Source organism: Mesorhizobium sp. ISC15, from assembly GCF_037162615.1.
Classification (GTDB): Bacteria; Pseudomonadota; Alphaproteobacteria; order Rhizobiales; family Rhizobiaceae; genus Mesorhizobium; species Mesorhizobium mediterraneum.
Map to the genome: position 1 here is coordinate 51840 of NZ_JAVSPX010000001.1, position 17908 is coordinate 69747.

Below are 17908 nucleotides of genomic sequence, written 5' to 3' on the forward strand. Positions count from 1 at the left end.
AAAAAAGACGAGGCTTGATCATCCTGCCGTCGCTGAAGCACTTCGCGGAACCCCTGTTCCAGTCGCAGAAGCTCCTCTGGATTGGTTGGCGACTCGTCAGCTTGATCATCGAACAGCGGCCGGAGCGCCTCGGGGACCCCGTCACGAACCTGTCGCAACGCGGAGGGATAGCGGTTGCCTGGAAACAACCTCTCGGCGAATTTGATCCGTGAATCGTGATCCAGCCCAGCGATCGTCAGGCCCCGACTCTCAAGCGCCTCAGAAAATCTGCGAAGATTACGACCATAGATAACACGGGTGCTTGAGGCCAACCTGCTTTCACTGGCCACTTGTTCTAAGATACGCGCGTCTGCCTTTGAGGGCACTGGCCGCCGGGCAGTCGCCGAATAGCCCGGCTCATGATACGCACGCAGGACGTTCAACGCCGCCTTTATTTCATCGTTTAGCGGAAAAAAAGCATCGACGTGATCGACCAGGGATTGGTGATTTTTTAGATCAGTCGCTTGGCCACGAGCGCCGAGATCATTCGCCAATCGGCGAAGTGCATACGTGTATGTTTGGACCGTGCTCACGCTATATTTTTGCTGAGCCGCAGCGTGGGCGATCGCCTGATCAATAAGGTCCCGGTGTTCGTCGGACAGATGGGGATAGCCGGTAGCACGGGCGCCACTCGCGACAGGATCGGCTCGGCGCGGCTCGGCCACGTGCTGCTCAAAGCCCGCTTGCCGCGCCTGGCCCGCATCCGGCAAGGGGTCATGGCGGTCCAAGAAAGAGAGCGTCGCGTCTGGGACGCGTTGAGTCCCATGGGAGAAGCCTTTGGGGACGGCGAATGAGACGTTTATGGAGTTCTCGATCGCAGCGGGGGGTGCCTCAGACCTTGCGGAGGGCGCGGCCTCCGCATGCAGCCTTCCGATGTGTTCGGACCCAGTCCCTTGAACGGGTACCCCTTCCAATGGCAATTCACCCAACTGCTGCATGGGGGGCTGCATCGGCACGGGGTCGCCTGAATTGCCGATTTCACTCAGCGGCTGCTGAATGGCGGCGGCTTGCGGCGTATTCAGGGCCCTCTGCCTCTCCGCTGGCCACAACAGCGCTGTGGAATGTTCATTGTTGATGATGACCCGCTCGGGTGGCAGGTGGTTGCCCTGGTCAAGCGCATCCGGCCAGGGCCGGATCTGCTGTTGGCTGGCAGCTAAAGCTGGCGGGGCGGCGGCCTCAACTCCGGCGTGCCCAGAGCCGGCCGCTGCGAAAGCGGCGGCCACAATGCTGTTGAGGTCACCCGGTCCAGCGGGCATCCCTGGGTCGCCGAAAAAAGACGAGGCGGCTTGATCATCCTGCCGTCGCTGAAGCACTTCGCTCAACCCCTGTTCCAGTCGCAGAAGCTCCTCTGGATTGGTTGGCGACTCGTCAGCTTGATCGAACAGCCTCCGGGCCTCGGCAAGGTGCTGCTCATAGCCCACTTGCCGGGCCTGGTCCGTTTGCCCCTCTTCCAAGCCGGCGTCCTGCACCTGCGACAAAGCTGTTACACGGGATGTACTACTATTTAGCGGGTCCATGCTAGCCTCACATCAAACTGTATCGTCAAAGTCCTGCGCCAATCCACGCAGCGGCTCATCGGGTTGAGATTCTGCCGAGAGCCCCTCGTCTGCTTTCATCAAACGCGCCGGCTCCGGGAGGGCGCCTGTCTGGTTTTCAAAGATGCGTTTCAGAATGCGATCCGAAAAATATCGCACCTTCCTCAATTGCAATGGTGGCAGACCTTTGACGAGAACGATCTCGTACTCGTCATTGAGCAGCCGCACCTGTTCGGGACGTAACAGCGGTGCACCCTGATGTGAATTCTGGATGTTCCAATCGAACGTTCGCGCCTGGCTGTAGGAAATCGATTGGGCTTGAAATGTGTATTCACCGATAGCTTTGGAAATGTAGTTCGGAGTCTCGTCATCGGCAGTGGCCATGAACACTTGCAGTCCGGTATTGCTGAGAAAATTCTGCTTGCCAGCCGCCTCGCCATAGGCCCCCGTCAGAGCCGAAAGGCTTTGGATGATGAACATGAAGCGACCCTTGTAGCCCGCGATGGTCGTAATTGCGGTCTCGATCGCCTCCAAACAGAACTTCATATTTTTCATCCCGGCGAGGCAGCGACCGCTGTAGAATTGAAACGACTTGCTGAAAGAACAGGCGTATCACAGACGCGACCACCTCAAGATCGTTCGGACCAACGCAAAGATAGATGCACGTTCTGCGACGGCGAAGATCATAGACCGAAAAATCTGAGCGACTTGTCGCCGCCTTTACAGCGGGATCGGCCCACAAATTGAGCCCGCCATCGCCAAGGACGGACGTGTAGGAGGTTAGGATTTTTGTATCGTTCCCCGCCATGTCGTCGAAGATGCGTTGTGCCTCTTTGTTCCGGGTCTCCATGGCGAGTCGCGCGAAGAGCTTAAACTTCTCCCCCGGCTGGGCGAAGAGATCATAGACGGCGCCGATTGTTGGCGTGCCCCGCTCGATGCAGGCGAGGATGCCAGCGACAAAGAGATCTCGCGCACCGCTGACGAAACCTTCCGCGCCCTCCCCCTTCGCCGTAATTAGGTTTGCCGCCAAGCGGCGGGCCTCGGTGAATTGCTGTTGTGGAGACAGCGCTATAAGGTCCAACAGCGGATTATAGCAATTCGTGCGCCGCTCCGAATCCAGCGGCGCAAATTTGAACACCTCGTCGCCGGCGGCCTGGCGCGCCCTCGAGGTGAGCTCAAAGAGCTCCCCCTTGACGTCGAGAGCTATCACTGAGCCTTTGAATGTAAGTAGCGTTGGAATGACTATGCCGACGCCCTTACCAGCAAAGCACGCGATGCTAAGAGCTATGGTGGGGGCGTCGTTTTTGTTGAAGCCATCGTTCGGTAGCTAACGCTGCGCTTGCTTTCAGACACCGAACCGTCAACGGTAGCAAAGCTCTTGAGCCAAATCATCCCAATGTCCCGCCAAGCTCCCTCCGTCACCAAACGTCACCGACAGTATCGCAGTTGCCACCGTACTCGCCTGACTTTCCGGTGAGCGTGGTCAGCGGACGACTTCTCCTCAGTCTGTGCGTCCTTTTGGAGGACTACGCATGCAGCGTGCCAAAGAACATCTTGCCCTTCGGGGCATTGTGGCCGCGATGGCCGGTATCGGCGACGATCCTGGCGAGGTTGGCGCCGATCGAGTTCTCGATGCGGGAAGGATGGTGGCCAGCGTGTGGCCGCCGTAGGGATTGCCGGGCAGCGCCGTGATATGGGCGACGAACTGACCACCGCGGCCGTGATTGGCGACCGAGACCTTGACGCCGCATTCATAGGGCTTGTGGGCCTTGCCTTCGCCGATGCATTCGACCTCGGGAGCATGCAGGGAGTAGACCTTCCTGCCGCTTTCACGCTGGCGCAGGTCCCTGACGCGGCGGGCCAGCGACAGCGGCAGACCGAAGGGCGCCATAAGTTCCGGCCGCCCGGCGATCTTGCAAGTGATGTCGCGGATCACCGCACCCAGCATGGTGCGCAGCCGCTTGAGCTGCCGGTTGGCCCGCTTGCACTGCTTGGCGTGAGCATAACGCTGATACTTGATCAGCGCGATCTTGCCGACCCGCGCATAGGACTGGCGTAAGCGAATGCCGTGCTTCCTGGCCAGCTTGACAGCCGCTCGCCGCGATGCATCAGCTTGGCGTCGGTCAGAAAGGTGATCGCCTTCTCCTGCACGGTGGTCTCGACGATCACCGCGGAAGTCGGCCGGCTTGGCCGCTTCAGCCGAGTCGCCGCCGCCAGGCTCTCCTGCAGCAGCGCCGTCAGCCGCTCATCGCCCATGCGCAGGCGCGCGATGCAAAAATGCGGCAAGGACTCAATGAGCACGGAACCTGTTCCATTCCGTCGGTCAGGAATTGGTGGCGATCCGTTTCCGACGCTTGGTCGAAATAAAGAACGGCGGGTTATCCGGAGAGACGAAAGCCCAAGCGCTCCCGTCCGTTTCACTCTCCTCATCGATTTCGCCCACCGGCAGTTTCCGGCGCTGCGGGCGCTCCGCAGCGTCGAGGACAGCAGCCCCACGCGACACACCCAAGGCTTGCCTCAGCTTCCTCAATCGAAAACACACACGCCTGGCAGAAAGGAGGCTGGCCAAATATGTTGTTAGGGCGGAGCGTTGATCGTGAACCATGTCCGATTATGCGCTTTTAGTGCGGAATACCACAAATCCGTTGACATTCGCCTGTCTGCTTTCGGACAGAGATACCATCAGGATTCCGCGAGCTCACCGGATGTTTTCGGCACAAGTTCATCAGCAGCGGCCTTGCACACAATAAGGGCGTTGAAGTGGCGCATTATTTGCACATCAGGATATGCCTGCCACAAACCACGCACCCGATGGGCCGTGGTGTCGCTTGGCAGTTAATTATGAGAATCCCGTGTCAATGATTTCCGTGACTTAGCCGTGCACTAAAATTGAGAATGAGCACTTAAATTGAGATTCCGTCGCGATTTTTTGCAGTTAAATCGAGAACGAGCTGGCAGAATATTTTCTGTATTTCTGTGTGCTAGATCAAGGGATTTGCCTTAGAAAGAGGCCGATAACTTCCCTACGATTTCAATGCCATAGTGTGTCGGCGTCGGGGTGTGTGTGGTTCACGCTTTTGCATCTTATTTGAGAACCGACGCGCTGAGATTCTTAAGTTAAGTGCCACCGCCCGCACAAACTGCCGCATTCTTACGTTTAAGTGCCAAGCGACAGCATTGCATCGAAATAGTCGGCGGTGATCGAGGGAGCAGCAAGAGCGCGAACCCCTCCGAGACGCCTCACTGCCAACGCAAGAGCATCTCTTGTAGCGGTCGCAATGACGACGATGTCTTCCGGGAACTCGAGCCGATCCGCACCCACGGCGACCTCATACTCGGGAGCGCTTCCGACAAACGCCGCCGCCTGCGTCTTGTCCAGCCACAACTCCCACGGAACGGCTCCATCGCCATCCGGGAACCTCGCAGCCGGGCTCCGCCACAAAGCGCGAAGCCCCGCCTCAACAATGGCGCCAATGCTTTGCACAAGATCCGCATGGTAGGGACGCCCTTCCGTGCCATCCTTCTTCGTGCGGTTCTTCTGTGCGAAATCCTCAATTTTACGGCGTAGCTTGGCCACACCGTCGCCAGTCGCAAAGACAGTTGCTCGCGGCGGTTGGTTGGCAGCGGTTTGGGCAGGCTCGAAACGCAGAAGCGTCAGATCGCTGGCGTTGAGGCCGGTGGTGACCATGATCTCGCCGGCTCGGCCAGCCACATCGAGATAGACGCCTGCGGTTCCTTCAGCTTTCACATCGGGAAGATGGTCGATGGCCTGTAGCAGCGCCTGAGCATGACCGGCACGATCAGCAACGTCACTTGGATGCTTTGTTGACGGCTGGCCTTTTGGTTTGAACTTTTCGGACTTTGACAGCCCGTTGAGAATGAAGTGTCGTCGATCCCTCGGCATACGTTCCCGCCCCTATGCTATGCAGCGACCGGCGGCGTTCGAGGGACGCGACCACGGCAGAAGTCCTGATCTCGCTTGAGTTGCCCAAAACCGCCCGTCTCGCGGCATCCTCCCCTGCAGCAACGACGTCCGCCGTGGACAGCCCCCCGGCGTGTTGCACCACATCATTCCAGTCGACAGCGCCGACATCAAAGCCTCGCAGCCGACGGCGCATTGCTTTTTCGATCGCCTCCGCATCCGGCAGTTGATAAGGGAGTACAAGATCGAAGCGGCGCAGAACGGCCCGGTCAAGAATCTCGGGAAGATTCGTGGTCGCGATCACGATCGACGGGCCAGTGTTCTCATCGAGGAATTGCAGGAACGAATTCAAGATTCGACGCGCCTCACCAATGTCGTTGTCCGCGCCTCGCGAAGCCGCTAGCGCGTCAATCTCGTCGAACAGATAAACGCCTCGGTTTGTCCGCACCGCATCGAAAATCATCCGCAGCTTCTGTGCGGTTTCCCCCATGAATTTCGTAATCAGACCGTGAAGGAGGACGGTGAACAGCGGAAACTTCAACTCGCCAGCGAGTGCTTCCGCGGTCAGCGTCTTTCCTGTGCCGGGTGGACCAGCCAGAAGCAAGCGTCGGCGCGGACGCAGACCTTTTTCTTCCAACTTTTGCGTCATTCGAGTTTCAGTGACGATCTGGGAGAGCTCGTCCGCCAGATGCACCGGCAGGATCAGGTCGTTCAACCGGGTTGTGGGATAGCTTGCGCTGAGAAAGGCCGCTAAGTCCCCACGCGGAGCCGCGATTGGCGTGGGCGCGGCACGTGCAGACCTCGGAGGCTGCTGACCCGCCTCAGCCCACTGGCGCAATTGCTCGGCCAAGCGGGCATGCCCCTTTTGTTCCTCGGCTGCAGCAAGCTGCATCGCAAGGTCGAAGAACCGCCCTTCGTCCCCCTCAGCGTGGCTCTTCACGAGCCCGATCAGTTGTTGAGCCGATGCCATTGTATGACCTTCCCGAACCCCCAGCAGCGCGACCATGGCAAATCACCGCCTGTCGCACTCTATAATCAAAATTCCTTAATGGACCAGCACTTCGGAACCCAGTGACGAATGGTCCACTTGTAATTCATCATCTCTACTGCCGGTTCCCGACAGGGGGATGCAACACGATGCCCCAGAAATACGGTTTCGGTGAGTCCGTCCTACACAATCCCCCACGCCCGGTAGCTCCCCCTGCCCGTCATCTCGCGCAGGTTGAGTGCGCCGACGAGGTCCAGCGCGCCCTGCCGGGAAACTTCGAGCGTGTCCTGGATCATGCTGGTCGACACCAGCGGACGTGAGAGGACCAGATCGAGCAATGCGGGCAACCTCGAGCTGGCGCGGCGGCCGCGCAGCACACGCTCCATCTGGCCCTTGGCAAGCAGCAGACGGTCATGCTCCTTCAGCCCAACGCTCGCCGCTTCGTATATTGCGTCGATCCAGGCAAGCAAGCGATCGGTTCGGCCGCGGGCACGACGTCGCTCCCGCGGAATGTTCTTGGCGCCGAGATGCAGGCACGGCAGATGATGGGCGGCCAGACCTTCCTGTCGCTTGGCAGTTAAATATGAGAATCGCTCTTCAACGATTTCAGTAACTTAGCCGTTCACTTAATTCGAGAATGTGACAGTTAAATTGAGAATCAATATCACAGATCGGCACTTAATTTGATAATCGCGGCGAACAACGTGGTGCCGTCGCATTGCAGACAACGGTGCACGATATTCAACGAATCCAACATCTTAGAGACAATGTGGCTACAGTAATTTGAGACTCCAAACTATTCCATTCTCGTATTTAAGTAGCCCGCAATGACCAGAACGGTCGCATTCTTGTAATTAACAGCCAAGCGACAGGTGGAAGCTGGACTGGGCCGTGGACATCGCGACTTTCGCGCGATCCGCCTGCACACCCTGCCGGCCTCGAGGCCGGCGTCGCAGATCTGGCGCGGCGCGCAGGCCGACGACCATGTTGAGGACCGCCCTGCATACCGAGGTCTGCTCACGAGCGGTGCGCTCGATCGATGCGGCGTCACTCTGCTCGCTGGCAAGGCCGTCGGCGCGCCATTCGTTGGCGCCGCGGCCGCAGCCCTCGCCCTAAGCGAAGTGCTGCGTCTTCTGCACGGCGGCGCCGTGCACGAGCTCATCGATCTCGATATCAAGGCGCCGGAATACCGCAGCACGGTACCAACACAACAAGACTTCAGCACGCTCAATCCCGGTTACGTCATGACCGGCGAAACGGCATAAATGAAGGCCGGTCCAACGCCAAGTGGCTAGCCTAGAGTGCGCGCGAGTGCCTCATGCACGGATGCGAGGCTTAGTTCGGCCGCGACGCGGGCCAGATATTTTGCAGCCTATTTCGGTCGAATGAGATCGGAAAAGTGGATTCGAATGGAACCGTTCCTGCGGTGCTTGCAACGGCGGGTCCACTTGGCCCGCGCACCTTGGAGAGAGGTTTATACGGGATTATCGTTCATTCCTGCCCGTGGGCTTCGCCAATGTGGACGGCAAGGCCGGATCAGCCATGCCCCAGCATAGGCGATTTGAATCGATCGGCAAGTTCAGCGAAGTCAATAGCCCGCCGAAGGGGACGTCCCACCCTCTTCCGGACGATGCTATGGGACGTTTTGAGCGGACGGACCTGTCAGCCCAAACCTTTCTTTCATCTCCTCGGTGCGAACCCAGGTGTCGCCGGCGATCTTTGCAACCAGCCCCTCGAAGACGCGCTCGAAAGCCTCTTTGGTGGCGTCGTCCGACAAAACCTCCGCCTGCGCCGGCGGCAGCAATGGCCGCATATCAGTCAAGAGCCGGGGATTTGCCAGTTTGGCGAACATCCGTTCCTCGGCCTGGGCCCGGGATATCGATTGGCCAGCAAACTGAAGATAGCGGCTGAACAGTTCGATGACTCGCGCAACATCAAGCCCTTCAAAAACATTCAGAGCATGGGAAAGATCATAGAGATCACGTCCCTTGTCGCGCTGCAGGAGAGCCCGCAGCTTGGTGGCGAGCATTTCCTCCCGAGAGAAGGTCGGAATGGCGGCTTCGCCGGTAAACCAGGGATTGTCTATCCGAAACGGCAGCGCTTGCGGCGCATCGTAAGCTTCGATTTCGCGTGTATTGATTTCGACTTTGAGGCGAATGGGAACGTCGCTTCCGTCTTCGGCATCCACACGGAAGCGAAATTTCGGCGCAACCGGGCTTTGATCGAATTGCGCCCGGCCACGGCTCGAGGACGACACGCAGTTGATCCAGAATCGATCCGATGGGTCCTGCGGTCGTTCGGACGAGATGTAGAGTAGGTGGCGAGCGCGGTGCCGCCTTGCAGCGGTCCGTTTCTCACCACCCCTCGCAGAACCGGACGTGCACCTTTCGTTATGCATCCGGCTCGCCAGAAGACGTGGCGAAGTTTGGCGTTCCCATCCACGCCAGACGAAACCGGCAGACGAGAGTCCATGCGAGCATATATTGCTCGACGGACCCATCGCGCCACAGTCTCACCGTCGGACGGCGACTGCTACGCTGTCGGCCTTTTGCGATTTCGCTCGCGTTGGCGTTTGGGCGAACTTTCCGTTGCCAGCGCCAGAGCCGATCCCCGGTGTACCAGTCGAGGCTGGTAAACACGTTGCTGGCTCCGTAGCAAAAGCGGAAGTAATTCGCCCATCCGCGCAGGATGGGATTAAGCTCCTGAAGCTTTGCACCAAGGGTGCCTCTCGCGCTGTCACGCCCAGTGCACTCCTTGACTTTGTGACGGAGATCGAGGGACTTGGCCTTGGGGATTTGTACGCGTGCACAATATCCGTAGCGCCCGTCCCATTCCATGACGAAGCGGAATCCGAGGAACTCGAACCCGTCCGTCATTGCGGTGATCTTCGTCTTTTCCGGTGACAACTCAAGGCCCGTTGTTTCCCGCAGGTATTTTGCCAGCGCGGATTTCTCCTCGATGGCCTGTTCCTGCGTGCCGGAAACCAGCACCACGAAGTCGTCTGCATAGCGCACAGGGAAGCACACGCAGTGCCCTGCTTTGCGATCCCACATACGTCTACCCGATGCCGCCGAGAGTATCGATTGTCGTGAAGACCTCCCCGTCAGATCAGGATGCACCCACCGTTTATATCTCTCCTCAATCGCGCTGAGCGCAATGTTGGCGAGCAGCGGTGATATGATCCCACCTTGCGGGGTTCCGGCTTCCGTGCGGAAGAACTGCTCCTCCGCCAGCACGCCGGCTTTCAGGAACTGCCCGACCAACCGTACCACCCGCTGGTCGGCGACGCGTTTGCGTAGCCGTTCCATCAGATAGTGATGGTTGATGTTGTCAAAGCAGCCCTTGATGTCTCCCTCGATGACCCACGGATATGGCATCCCGTGCCTCCGGGTATCCCCGCCGCGTTTATGCGACTGAGCAGCCCGTCGGATATGCTCCAAGGCGCCGTGCGTGCTCCGTCCGGGCCTGAACCCATAGGAAACATGCCAGAACTGCGCCTCGAAGATTGGCTCCAGAAGTGTTTTGACCGCGCTTTGTACGACGCGGTCCTTGACCGTGGGAATGCCCAGGGGCCGGAACTGCCCCGGTTTACCGGCTTTGGGGATGAGCTTGCGCCTCGCCGGGCTCGGTCTGTACGCGCAAGAGCGCAGTTCAGCCTGAAGCCTGTCGAGAAAGCGTAGCTCTCCTCTCTTCCGGATGCGTCCTACGGTCATCCCGTCGACCCCGGCCGTGCGCCCGCCCTTATTGGTGGACACGCGACGCCAAGCGTGACGAAGCATGCGCGAGTCTGTCAGCCAGCCCCACATGTCCCGCCACTGTTCGTCGGGATTCGCCTTACTCCACTGATACAGTTTGCGCTGAACGCCGAGTACCCAAGCTTCATCAGCCTGATGATCCATGTCCACAGATCACTCCTCCGTCATGCCAACCGATCGTCTTCCTGCCTCCCTTCGCCATGTGCCCAGCTTTCCTGGACTCGGACTACTACGGAGGCTCCGCCCCTGAACACGCCCGTCTCCGGTCGTCGCGGCTAGCCCGGTTCCTGCCGGGCAGACGGTTCAGGTTCCCGTGTTCCGATTTTCAACCTTCGTGCCTGTAGGTGGTGCGCTATACCCCTGGCGATACGGAGAGTGGGTTGAAGGAACTCGCCCACCCCGAGTGCGTATTTCTCGCACCCCTCAGCAGGGAACATTGAGCCCTGCCATGTCTGATCGCTCTGTTTGTCTCCCCCGCCATCACGGTTGGGAAACTTCTCGGATATTCAGAGGCTTCAGTCACGCACTTCGTTGTCTCACCATGAGCACTGCGGTAGCCCGGCCCGGTAGTGATGGCTTCCGTCCGGTACAGTTCAGACCGATCTGCTTATGGCACCGAACCGGCGACACCCGGTCCAGCTTTTCGGTCCCCTTCCTTTCGTTGTTCCCACGAAAGGGACGGCATTGCAGCCGTCGGTCGAAAATCAGCAAAGCTAGGAGGGTTCTAACTATGTCATACTACCCTCCCGCGCCGTCACGGCGCACCAATGTCTTCCGAATAGCGCAGCGGTTCGGGGAAGTGCAGCTTGTTAAGCGCCGTGCCGCCGCGAAAACGCAGTTCGGCGGACAGGAGATCGTCATTGAAGATGTCGACAAGCGCGCGGCTGATGATGAGGTCCTGCTCGATCTGACGCTGATCAGCCCACGGAACGACGTTGCCCCAGGCGACGATGTTCTGAGCGGGAATCATTCATCGACCTCCGGCCGACGGCGCACGATCACACGCCAATGGTCGTCGTGCTCCTGCGGAGCCGGCGTGAAATCTGGATCGCGCGTCTCATGCCGGTCGAGCTCCGTCCACGGCGCCGCGCCGCGCGCCATCAGCGCCGCGTGCATCGGATCGGCGCGATTCGAATGCCCCAGACGCTCCAGCAGGTGACCGAGACGTTGGACGACGGGCCGCTCGGCCTCATCGGACAGTGCGGCGAGCTGGGAAGGATCGACCTTTTCGGCAAGGTCCGTGAGAACCGTCGCGACATTGTCGATCCCGCCCGCCGCCTGCGGGTAGCGCAGGAGGTCCAGCGCCGTGAGGGCGGGGGAGGAAATTTTCATTCTGCCTGTATCCGTCTTCCGGTCCTCGATGCCCGACTCCACTGCTGCGATGTCTTTGCGGTAATAGAAGACGATGAGATTACGGCCGGCTTTGATTTTCGGCATGCGCTTGGCTGTGATAATCTGGAATTCCATCACGGCCTGGTGCGTGGCCCCGTGGAGTTCCGCTGCCTTCAGCAAGCCGACATAGTAGGGCTGCTGTTCGTGGCGCATAAGCGCATCGATGTACCATGAAGGCGGCGGCGCACCCCAGGAGGCAAACTGCGGGGGCACCGCGACATAGAACCCTTGCCGCGGCCGGATCAGCGCCTTGCGGCGTTGAAGGCGCTCAGCCGCATCGAGGAATGCACCGCGTCCGACACCGAGCGCCTGTTCGGCTTGCTCGCTCGTAAAGACCACCTGACCTGCGGAGAGCAGGCCTGTGATATGAGTTGCCAGCGCGGAGCGTTGATCGTGAACCATGCGTCATTATCCGCTCTTAGCGCGGATTTTTCAACATAACGCGAAGGGGTTGAACAAATCGTTTTCGGTTCTCCGCGCCAACGCCGGCTTTTTGAACATGATTTGGGGTAAAAGAGCACCGCTTAGTTGGATGAGCCATCCGCCGAAAACAGGGTCGGTATCAACCCCTCGCGAGCATGGGGGCCGGAGACGCCGGTTGACATGCGTACGAAACGCGGCTTTTCGGCTTGGGCTTGCTGCGGGTGCGCCTCTGCAGAACTCTTTGAAGAACAGACGTTGGTGATGGGCAAGTGCTGATAACTGAAAGATCTTGATAGAATGGTGGGGAAGATGCAGACGCGTGGTGATGCAATAGTCAACGATGCAGAGACGGTTTTGGACCGCATGAGAGCCTTAGGCCACGAGACATTCTCACGGTCAGACTTGGCGGAACTGATCGAGCCATTCACGTCCCGGATGGAATTCTTCCTGAAAGCCGTAGTTTTTCCAACCGCCAGTCGCCGGACGAACTTGTATCAGTTGATCGACAATCTCGCCGGTTTCGGTGCGCAGTCGTCGACTGTTGCCGCCCTCCATCACCTGCGAGAGCTCTATAACGACTCCAAACATGATCCGGACAAGGAGCTGAAATGGCGCAGATGCGTCGACAGGCTTTCGGGCGCTGTTGATGCGCTGAAAGACCTCGCTGGGCTCAAGCTCGCGACTGTGGATGCCGTGTTCGAGCCAGATCTCAGCTCGGTTGTCTATGTCGGCTTCTGGGACCATTATACTGGCGGCGAAACGGAAGTCGGGCTCTTTTTGCCTAGCGATCACTGGCTCGGAACGTCCCCGACGATCAGCACATTTCATCTGCCTATCTCGTCTTGGGAGAAGGTGAAGCCACTGCTTGCCGGTCACCCCCGTTACGCACGCGGCGAAGAAGCCTTGGGGCAAGTCCTCTGGAAATCATTTTCGGACGAAGATGATTTTCTGGATGCGGGTGTCTGGGAGGGGGATGTCCGCGAGTTGCTGACGCTTTTGTCTTCCTTCAACGACGAGTCGCTAGAGATGGCCGTCATTCCGTTTCTGGCACGCCGGAATGATCTGCTTTCCGTTGGCGTTGCTCTCGTGTCTGCCGCCGTAGACGTCGCCCGCGGTGATCCGAACCTTGCCGGCCCGGCATTAAAAATGCGCGTTTCGGATAGAGCAAAGTCGGAGTACGCCGCCGAGACGGGAACGCCGCACGGCCAGGCAGTTCTCGATAGGGTCGTTGAGCTCCTTGAGCGCGTTCCGGCTGGGCAGCGCGTTTCTATGGTAGGCCCGGCATTTCGACGGGCAAGAAACGAACCGACGGTTCAAAATGGCGTTCCGGTGCTATTGGAGGGGACGACATTCATCTGGCTGATCGCTTGAAGGCCCAAGCAATCCCGGCAGATGACGTGCGGTGATGCTGTTGTTCAGAAGGTCGAGATGATGCGTCTTGCTCATGTACGTCGGTCACCGGCGGTTTGCGCGAGCCAGTAAGATTGCCAGCGACTAGTCCAACATGCTTGCCGCCCGACAATTTATCAAGCTGCGCGCTTTGTCCGCCTTGTGAGCCGCACGAGCTCTGGCTACGAGAGATTCTTCGCGGAGACCGAGTTCATCTATCCGATGCGGGGGAATGAGATGCGCGTATTGTTCAGCCAACGTTACCTGCGGGCAATCGAAAGCAATGCCCTTTCCATTGAGATTCCCCAGGCCGCGCGCCGCAAGGTCTGGACCCAGCTCTCCGCGTTCAATGCGCCGATGCACATTCAGCGGGACCCCTATGACAACTGGATTTCACGTTCGTCGGTGCTCGAGGAAACCGAGAGCGACCTCCTCACCGAGAATGGCTGGCAGCGCGTTCCGGTGACGCCATATCCGGACGACACCCAATATCACGAGGCGCTGCGTCTCCTCGTGCTGACTGGCGAAGGCGCCTATGTGTTCGACACGATTGAAATCGCTTCCAGCTACATGGATGCGGCGGAAAAGGACGCGTTACGCCAGAAGGTCAACCAGATCTTCGAACTCCACGATTGCCCCTGGCGCATGTCGGATGGCGAGTTTTTCAAACTCGACGCCGATTTCGTTGGCGCCAGGCTTGCGGCCAATGCCCACGACTCTCTTGCCGCAAACCAGTTTACGGGTGCGGCGAACGAATACGCTAAGGCACGCCAGTATCTGGGTACCGGCCACGTCCGTGAGGCGATCTTTTTTGCCGGCCACAGCTTCGAGAGTGTCATGAACGTGTTGACGAAGCTCGAGCATGCCAATGGAGACAGGCTGATCAAGGAACTCGGTGCCCAAGGCTATTTCGACGACTTGCCCGAAAACGTCCGCGCCGGCTTCATGGATCAAGTCTTGCGAGCCCTGCCCTTCCTACGGAACAAGCTGGGCGGTCACGGCCAGGGCAAAGACATCGTCGCCATCCCACCCTCCTACGGTGATCTTGCGATTCAGATAGCGGCCGCCTTTCACAACTTCCTCATCACCAAACATCTCGAACGCTCGCCGCCGCCGAAGTCGGACTCCGAGCCGTCGATGCCAGCGGAGCTCACTGCCGATGACGACATTCCCTTCTGACGGATCACCTTCGCCAGTGCCGAACAAGCGCGTGATGATCTACCGGGAGTCCGGCTCTAATGGGGAAGAGGGCCGAGAAGTGCAGTTAGCGGATCTCACATTCGAGCCCTTGGACTACGAGGTCCTGGCGAATGCCAAGCTCGATCAACCGATGGTCATTCCCCTTGCCGGCCGCGGGACAATCATCGGCGGCGACGTCGGCCCCACTGAAATAGGGCAAATCGGAAGCTTCCGGGCGGAGCTACAAAGTCGCTTTGCATCGAAATCCATCGGCCTTGTCAAAGGAGGATGGCTGCCCTCGGCCATCGCGCTCGAGGACAATTCTATCGTGTTACCGGACCGGTGCGTGGTCGCCGAGTTGGATCGGCGGCTGCGGGGTGGGGTGGCCAAGAATGGAACCCGCGGCGACTTCATCGATCTGTTCGCGGACAGCCCAATATGCATCAACCCCGCGTTGTTCGCTCTCGAAGGTGACGCCAAGGAACACCCGACGGCAGAATCTGCACAACGAAGTCTCGATGAGGCGACGAGAAAACTGCGTTCGGCGCTCCCAAAAGCCATCCTAATCGCTGCCGACGCCAATGGTCTGAAGGGAATCCTGGGACTCATCGAAGACACCCGCGACGGCATAGGCAGCAAGCAGGATTTCCTAGTTCGCCTCAATCCCGCGCTTCAAGCACCGGTCGGCAAAAGGCGGGTGCAGGCGGTGTGCGATGAGATTGTCGCGACCGCGAATTCTTTCGGTCTTCCGGCTCGCTCGCTCGTGGTACTCGCGGCCCTCAGCGCTGCCTTGGTTCCAAACGGGAAAAGTCCGGCTAAAGGCGTTTTGAAATTCAAATCCGGCTATGGGAGCCGCCAAGCCTACAACGCACTGGCCGATCTACGGTCGCTCGAGCTCTTGATGCACATCTTTGCCATCTGGCCGGATCAGCCCGTCATGCTATGCACCGCCGACAAGGACCTGGCTTTGTTCTGGGCGGGTTTGCGTGCTTCAAAGTTCGTGCACCGTGCCGGCAGCATGACCTTCGAAATGGACCCGGCGCCTCTGGTCCCTGGAATTAGCAGGGAGCAGTGGCTAGCGTGGCTTAAGGGGTAGAGCCTGTCTGAGGGTTCAGCCGAGCAGAATGGCTATGCACCGATCTTTGGCTTTCAGTGGTCCACACCTCGCGCCACCCACGGGCACGTCTCGCCGCTGTAGCGGTTAGCAACTGGACTCTACATGGGCAGCACGGCGACGAAGTCGCCGCGACAGAAGCCGGCGTGCTCCGCCAAGGAGCGCAGTAGCACGGGCTGCCAATGGTTGAGATGAAACCTGGCGCTTTCCACGTCCGCCTGCGCAAGAAGGTAATTGCGAACACCATCGGCGCCACGCCACATTCTAAGCGCTGTCACCTGGCTCGTCAGATAGATATTGATCTCTCTCGAATAGCGTTCATTGAGCTTCAGGCGTTCGAGGACAAATGCCAGGCGCGATCTCACAAGGGAGTCGATCGCCGTGGGCCATAGCGCCCGTAGAGACCAGCATAGCCACAGCAGCCAGCAATGACGCCGCGTACCGATTCCATGGGTTCAAGGCACCGATCCTTCTCAACATTTCGCTTCGTCGAGAAAGTGTCACTTTGCAGTTAATGATGAGAATGGCTTGTCAACGATTTCAGTATGTTAGCCATACACCTAATTTGAGAATGTGCACTTAATTTGATAATCGAGCCCGGCCATTGGCATTTAATGTGAAAATCAACGTCAACACCTTACCGGCCTCGTATTTCTCGAAGACGGCGTATGGAATTCAATGGATGCGCGGCCTTTAGGCCGAGACGATTGCATTTAATTTGAGAACCCGAACTTCCAGATTCTCAAATTAAATGCCAATCCTGACCGAAACGACTGCATCCTTACAGTTAACTGCCAAGCGACACCAATCCTGATGGTTCGCTTGCGCACGGTGGCATGCGTCTCGGTCGGCTTAACGGGCAGGAATTCGGCAAGCACTCTCGCAGCCTGCCGGTACGGCATCATGCTCCCCAGCCGCGCCGTCAGTTCCATCAGCTCGGATGTCGCTCGATCCGGGCAGATCTCCCGCAGCGGCGCAAAGGCATCGACCATGCCTGGGTAACAGTCCCGACACAGCATCCAACGAGGATCGCGCACCTCCACGATGCCAAAGACAGTCCGGATCCGTCGCGTCGTGTAGTCCTTGACCGGCCGTAACCTGTGGCAATCCGGGCAGACCCGACGAAAGACGGAATACGTCTCCGCCTCATGGTTCACGACCGCGCTCTGCAGCGCCGCCATGATGGTCTTGCTGTCCTCGATCGACAGGCCGAGGTCGCCGTCAAACAGACGTTCCCAGCTCTTGTCGATGCGGACCGCCTTCCGGCAAACGTCACCGAACTCGTTCCTGCCCTCTGATCGTGATCGTCCATTCCACCGCCATCGCTTTCCCTCCGAACAAAGCGGCGCCCATGGACTACGGGCCTAACAACCTGTATTCGGCCCCAGAGAAATTACCGGTCTCCGACGCGGTTTCGTATCTGGCAGCTTGGCGCCGCATTGAGATGGAGCGGATAGTGCGCTCCGAGCGGCAACGCTTCCTGGAATCCTTTCTTGGCGGTGTTGCGGATCGGCTTCGCCCGGAACGGTCGCGCTGATGGACGAAACGCGCAAACCCATACATCCACTTCCTATTCCAAGAGTGAATTCTCAGGCGACGACGCCATACCGGTCAATCCGTTCCGGCAACGTTCCACAACTTGGCCAAAATCGCAGCTTCGGGCCGATTAGGCCTATGGAGCAGCCAGGCGACAGGTGATGCCGGACGTTGAGCATCGGTCGCATAAGGGATTGAACAACCGGGCGGAGAATGCACATGTGCCGCTGCGAAAACGGGAGCGGATGATGCAAGGCTTCCGATCACCAGGAGCACTGCAACGCTTCGTTTCGATCTTCTCGGCTCTGCGCAATCTCTTCGTCCCGCCTCGCTCAAAACGCGGCGCTCTCGCGACACATATTCACCGCCTGCAGGCCATGGCGGAATGGAAAGCCGTGGCCATGGTCAGCTGACATCAGCGGCCGCAGGTCTCAACGCGTGTATATGCAGACAACGTGACATCGCCGTCGTACCAGATCGACAGCAGCATCGCCTCAAACAGCGCAAGTGGCGGCCAGGCGGGCTCGCCTTGGCCGCGCAGGACTGTTAGGCCTCGATGCAGAGTCGAAATCGCCCCGAACACCGTCATGGCTGTTCTCGGTTTCAGTTTGAACTTGGTCGGGAGGAGCCAATACT

General features: G+C 58.8%; 16 protein-coding genes and 3 pseudogenes. 7 read left to right on the forward strand and 12 right to left on the reverse strand.

All coding sequences use genetic code 11. From position 1 onward, the window contains the following. Positions 1-14: 14 nt before the first annotated feature. A complete protein-coding gene (locus tag RPG13_RS00265; protein ID WP_337124157.1) occupies positions 15-212 on the forward strand; it encodes a hypothetical protein in 198 nt (65 codons plus the stop codon). 384 nt (positions 213-596) lie between these two features. After that, positions 597-833 carry a hypothetical protein gene (locus RPG13_RS00270; RefSeq protein ID WP_337124158.1) on the forward strand — a complete coding sequence of 79 codons (237 nt, stop codon included), beginning with the start codon at positions 597-599 and terminating at the stop codon, positions 831-833. 735 nt (positions 834-1568) lie between these two features. Here RPG13_RS00270 and virD4 read toward each other — a convergent pair. The 5 genes and pseudogenes from virD4 to RPG13_RS00295 all read right to left on the reverse strand — a co-directional run. After that, a pseudogene (virD4, locus tag RPG13_RS00275) lies at positions 1569-2838 on the reverse strand (type IV secretion system ATPase VirD4); the annotation flags it as partial. 295 nt (positions 2839-3133) lie between these two features. After that, a pseudogene (locus RPG13_RS00280) lies at positions 3134-3839 on the reverse strand (IS5/IS1182 family transposase); the annotation flags it as partial. A gap of 892 nt (positions 3840-4731) precedes the next feature. After that, complete coding sequence (locus RPG13_RS00285) at positions 4732-5322, reverse strand: hypothetical protein (protein ID WP_337124159.1); 591 nt, start codon at positions 5320-5322, stop codon at positions 4732-4734. A 61-nt stretch (positions 5323-5383) separates the two neighbouring features. Then, on the reverse strand, positions 5384-6502 hold the full coding sequence (locus tag RPG13_RS00290) for an AAA family ATPase (protein WP_292338055.1): 1119 nt from the start codon (positions 6500-6502) through the stop codon (positions 5384-5386). 164 nt (positions 6503-6666) lie between these two features. After that, on the reverse strand, positions 6667-7089 hold the full coding sequence (locus tag RPG13_RS00295; RefSeq protein ID WP_337126964.1) for a helix-turn-helix domain-containing protein: 423 nt from the start codon (positions 7087-7089) through the stop codon (positions 6667-6669). A 267-nt stretch (positions 7090-7356) separates the two neighbouring features. Here RPG13_RS00295 and RPG13_RS00300 point away from each other — a divergent pair, with 267 nt between their 5' ends. Next, complete coding sequence (locus RPG13_RS00300) at positions 7357-7749, forward strand: hypothetical protein (RefSeq protein ID WP_287304244.1); 393 nt, start codon at positions 7357-7359, stop codon at positions 7747-7749. Positions 7750-8117: 368 nt separating this feature from the next. On the opposite strand, the gene RPG13_RS00305 is transcribed toward RPG13_RS00300, so the two are convergent. The 4 genes from RPG13_RS00305 to RPG13_RS00320 all read right to left on the reverse strand — a co-directional run bounded on the left by RPG13_RS00305 (position 8118) and on the right by RPG13_RS00320 (position 12033). Beyond that, positions 8118-8672: a nucleotidyl transferase AbiEii/AbiGii toxin family protein gene (locus RPG13_RS00305; protein ID WP_337124160.1), complete on the reverse strand. Its 555-nt coding sequence runs from the start codon at positions 8670-8672 to the stop codon at positions 8118-8120. Between the two features lie 202 nt (positions 8673-8874). After that, entirely contained in the window at positions 8875-10383 is a 1509-nt protein-coding gene (gene ltrA / locus RPG13_RS00310; RefSeq protein WP_245475414.1) for a group II intron reverse transcriptase/maturase, read from the reverse strand. A gap of 610 nt (positions 10384-10993) precedes the next feature. Continuing rightward, entirely contained in the window at positions 10994-11209 is a 216-nt protein-coding gene (locus RPG13_RS00315) for a nucleotidyl transferase AbiEii/AbiGii toxin family protein (RefSeq protein ID WP_442921321.1), read from the reverse strand. Next, complete coding sequence (locus tag RPG13_RS00320) at positions 11206-12033, reverse strand: type IV toxin-antitoxin system AbiEi family antitoxin domain-containing protein (protein ID WP_287304239.1); 828 nt, start codon at positions 12031-12033, stop codon at positions 11206-11208. The genes RPG13_RS00315 and RPG13_RS00320 overlap by 4 nt, the downstream gene beginning before the upstream one ends. A 330-nt stretch (positions 12034-12363) precedes the next feature. On the opposite strand from RPG13_RS00320, the gene RPG13_RS00325 reads away from it, so the two are divergent. From RPG13_RS00325 to RPG13_RS00335, 3 genes are all read left to right on the forward strand, one after another. Then, positions 12364-13425: a hypothetical protein gene (locus RPG13_RS00325; RefSeq protein WP_337124161.1), complete on the forward strand. Its 1062-nt coding sequence runs from the start codon at positions 12364-12366 to the stop codon at positions 13423-13425. A gap of 255 nt (positions 13426-13680) precedes the next feature. Continuing rightward, positions 13681-14622 (forward strand): AbiJ-NTD4 domain-containing protein, encoded by a 942-nt coding sequence (locus RPG13_RS00330; RefSeq protein ID WP_337124162.1) that lies wholly within the window; start codon positions 13681-13683, stop codon positions 14620-14622. Further along, positions 14603-15718 carry a hypothetical protein gene (locus tag RPG13_RS00335; protein ID WP_337124163.1) on the forward strand — a complete coding sequence of 372 codons (1116 nt, stop codon included), beginning with the start codon at positions 14603-14605 and terminating at the stop codon, positions 15716-15718. Before RPG13_RS00330 ends, RPG13_RS00335 begins: the two co-directional genes overlap by 20 nt. 119 nt (positions 15719-15837) lie before the next feature. On the opposite strand, the gene RPG13_RS00340 is transcribed toward RPG13_RS00335, so the two are convergent. Both RPG13_RS00340 and RPG13_RS00345 read right to left on the reverse strand, forming a co-directional pair. Then, entirely contained in the window at positions 15838-16101 is a 264-nt protein-coding gene (locus tag RPG13_RS00340) for a hypothetical protein (RefSeq protein WP_287304229.1), read from the reverse strand. A 348-nt stretch (positions 16102-16449) separates the two neighbouring features. Further along, the gene (locus RPG13_RS00345) at positions 16450-16917 is read right to left on the reverse strand and encodes a hypothetical protein (protein WP_337124164.1); all 468 of its coding nucleotides are present in this window, start codon (positions 16915-16917) and stop codon (positions 16450-16452) included. A gap of 489 nt (positions 16918-17406) precedes the next feature. On the opposite strand from RPG13_RS00345, the pseudogene RPG13_RS00350 reads away from it, so the two are divergent. Then, positions 17407-17685 (forward strand): annotated as a pseudogene (locus RPG13_RS00350) (DDE-type integrase/transposase/recombinase); the annotation flags it as partial. A gap of 2 nt (positions 17686-17687) precedes the next feature. Here RPG13_RS00350 and RPG13_RS00355 read toward each other — a convergent pair. After that, complete coding sequence (locus RPG13_RS00355; protein WP_287304224.1) at positions 17688-17861, reverse strand: hypothetical protein; 174 nt, start codon at positions 17859-17861, stop codon at positions 17688-17690. Between the last annotated feature and the right edge of the window lie 47 nt (positions 17862-17908).

Coding starts and splice junctions, on each gene's coding strand:
- RPG13_RS00290 (WP_292338055.1), bottom strand. CDS start 6,502: ATGGTCGCGCTGCTGGGGGTTCGGGAAGGTCATACAATGGCATCGGCT.
- ltrA (WP_245475414.1), bottom strand. CDS start 10,383: ATGGATCATCAGGCTGATGAAGCTTGGGTACTCGGCGTTCAGCGCAAA.
- RPG13_RS00315 (WP_442921321.1), bottom strand. CDS start 11,209: ATGATTCCCGCTCAGAACATCGTCGCCTGGGGCAACGTCGTTCCGTGG.
- RPG13_RS00320 (WP_287304239.1), bottom strand. CDS start 12,033: ATGGTTCACGATCAACGCTCCGCGCTGGCAACTCATATCACAGGCCTG.
- RPG13_RS00325 (WP_337124161.1), top strand. CDS start 12,364: ATGCAGACGCGTGGTGATGCAATAGTCAACGATGCAGAGACGGTTTTG.
- RPG13_RS00330 (WP_337124162.1), top strand. CDS start 13,681: ATGCGCGTATTGTTCAGCCAACGTTACCTGCGGGCAATCGAAAGCAAT.
- RPG13_RS00335 (WP_337124163.1), top strand. CDS start 14,603: ATGACGACATTCCCTTCTGACGGATCACCTTCGCCAGTGCCGAACAAG.
- RPG13_RS00345 (WP_337124164.1), bottom strand. CDS start 16,917: ATGGCGGCGCTGCAGAGCGCGGTCGTGAACCATGAGGCGGAGACGTAT.
- RPG13_RS00355 (WP_287304224.1), bottom strand. CDS start 17,861: ATGACGGTGTTCGGGGCGATTTCGACTCTGCATCGAGGCCTAACAGTC.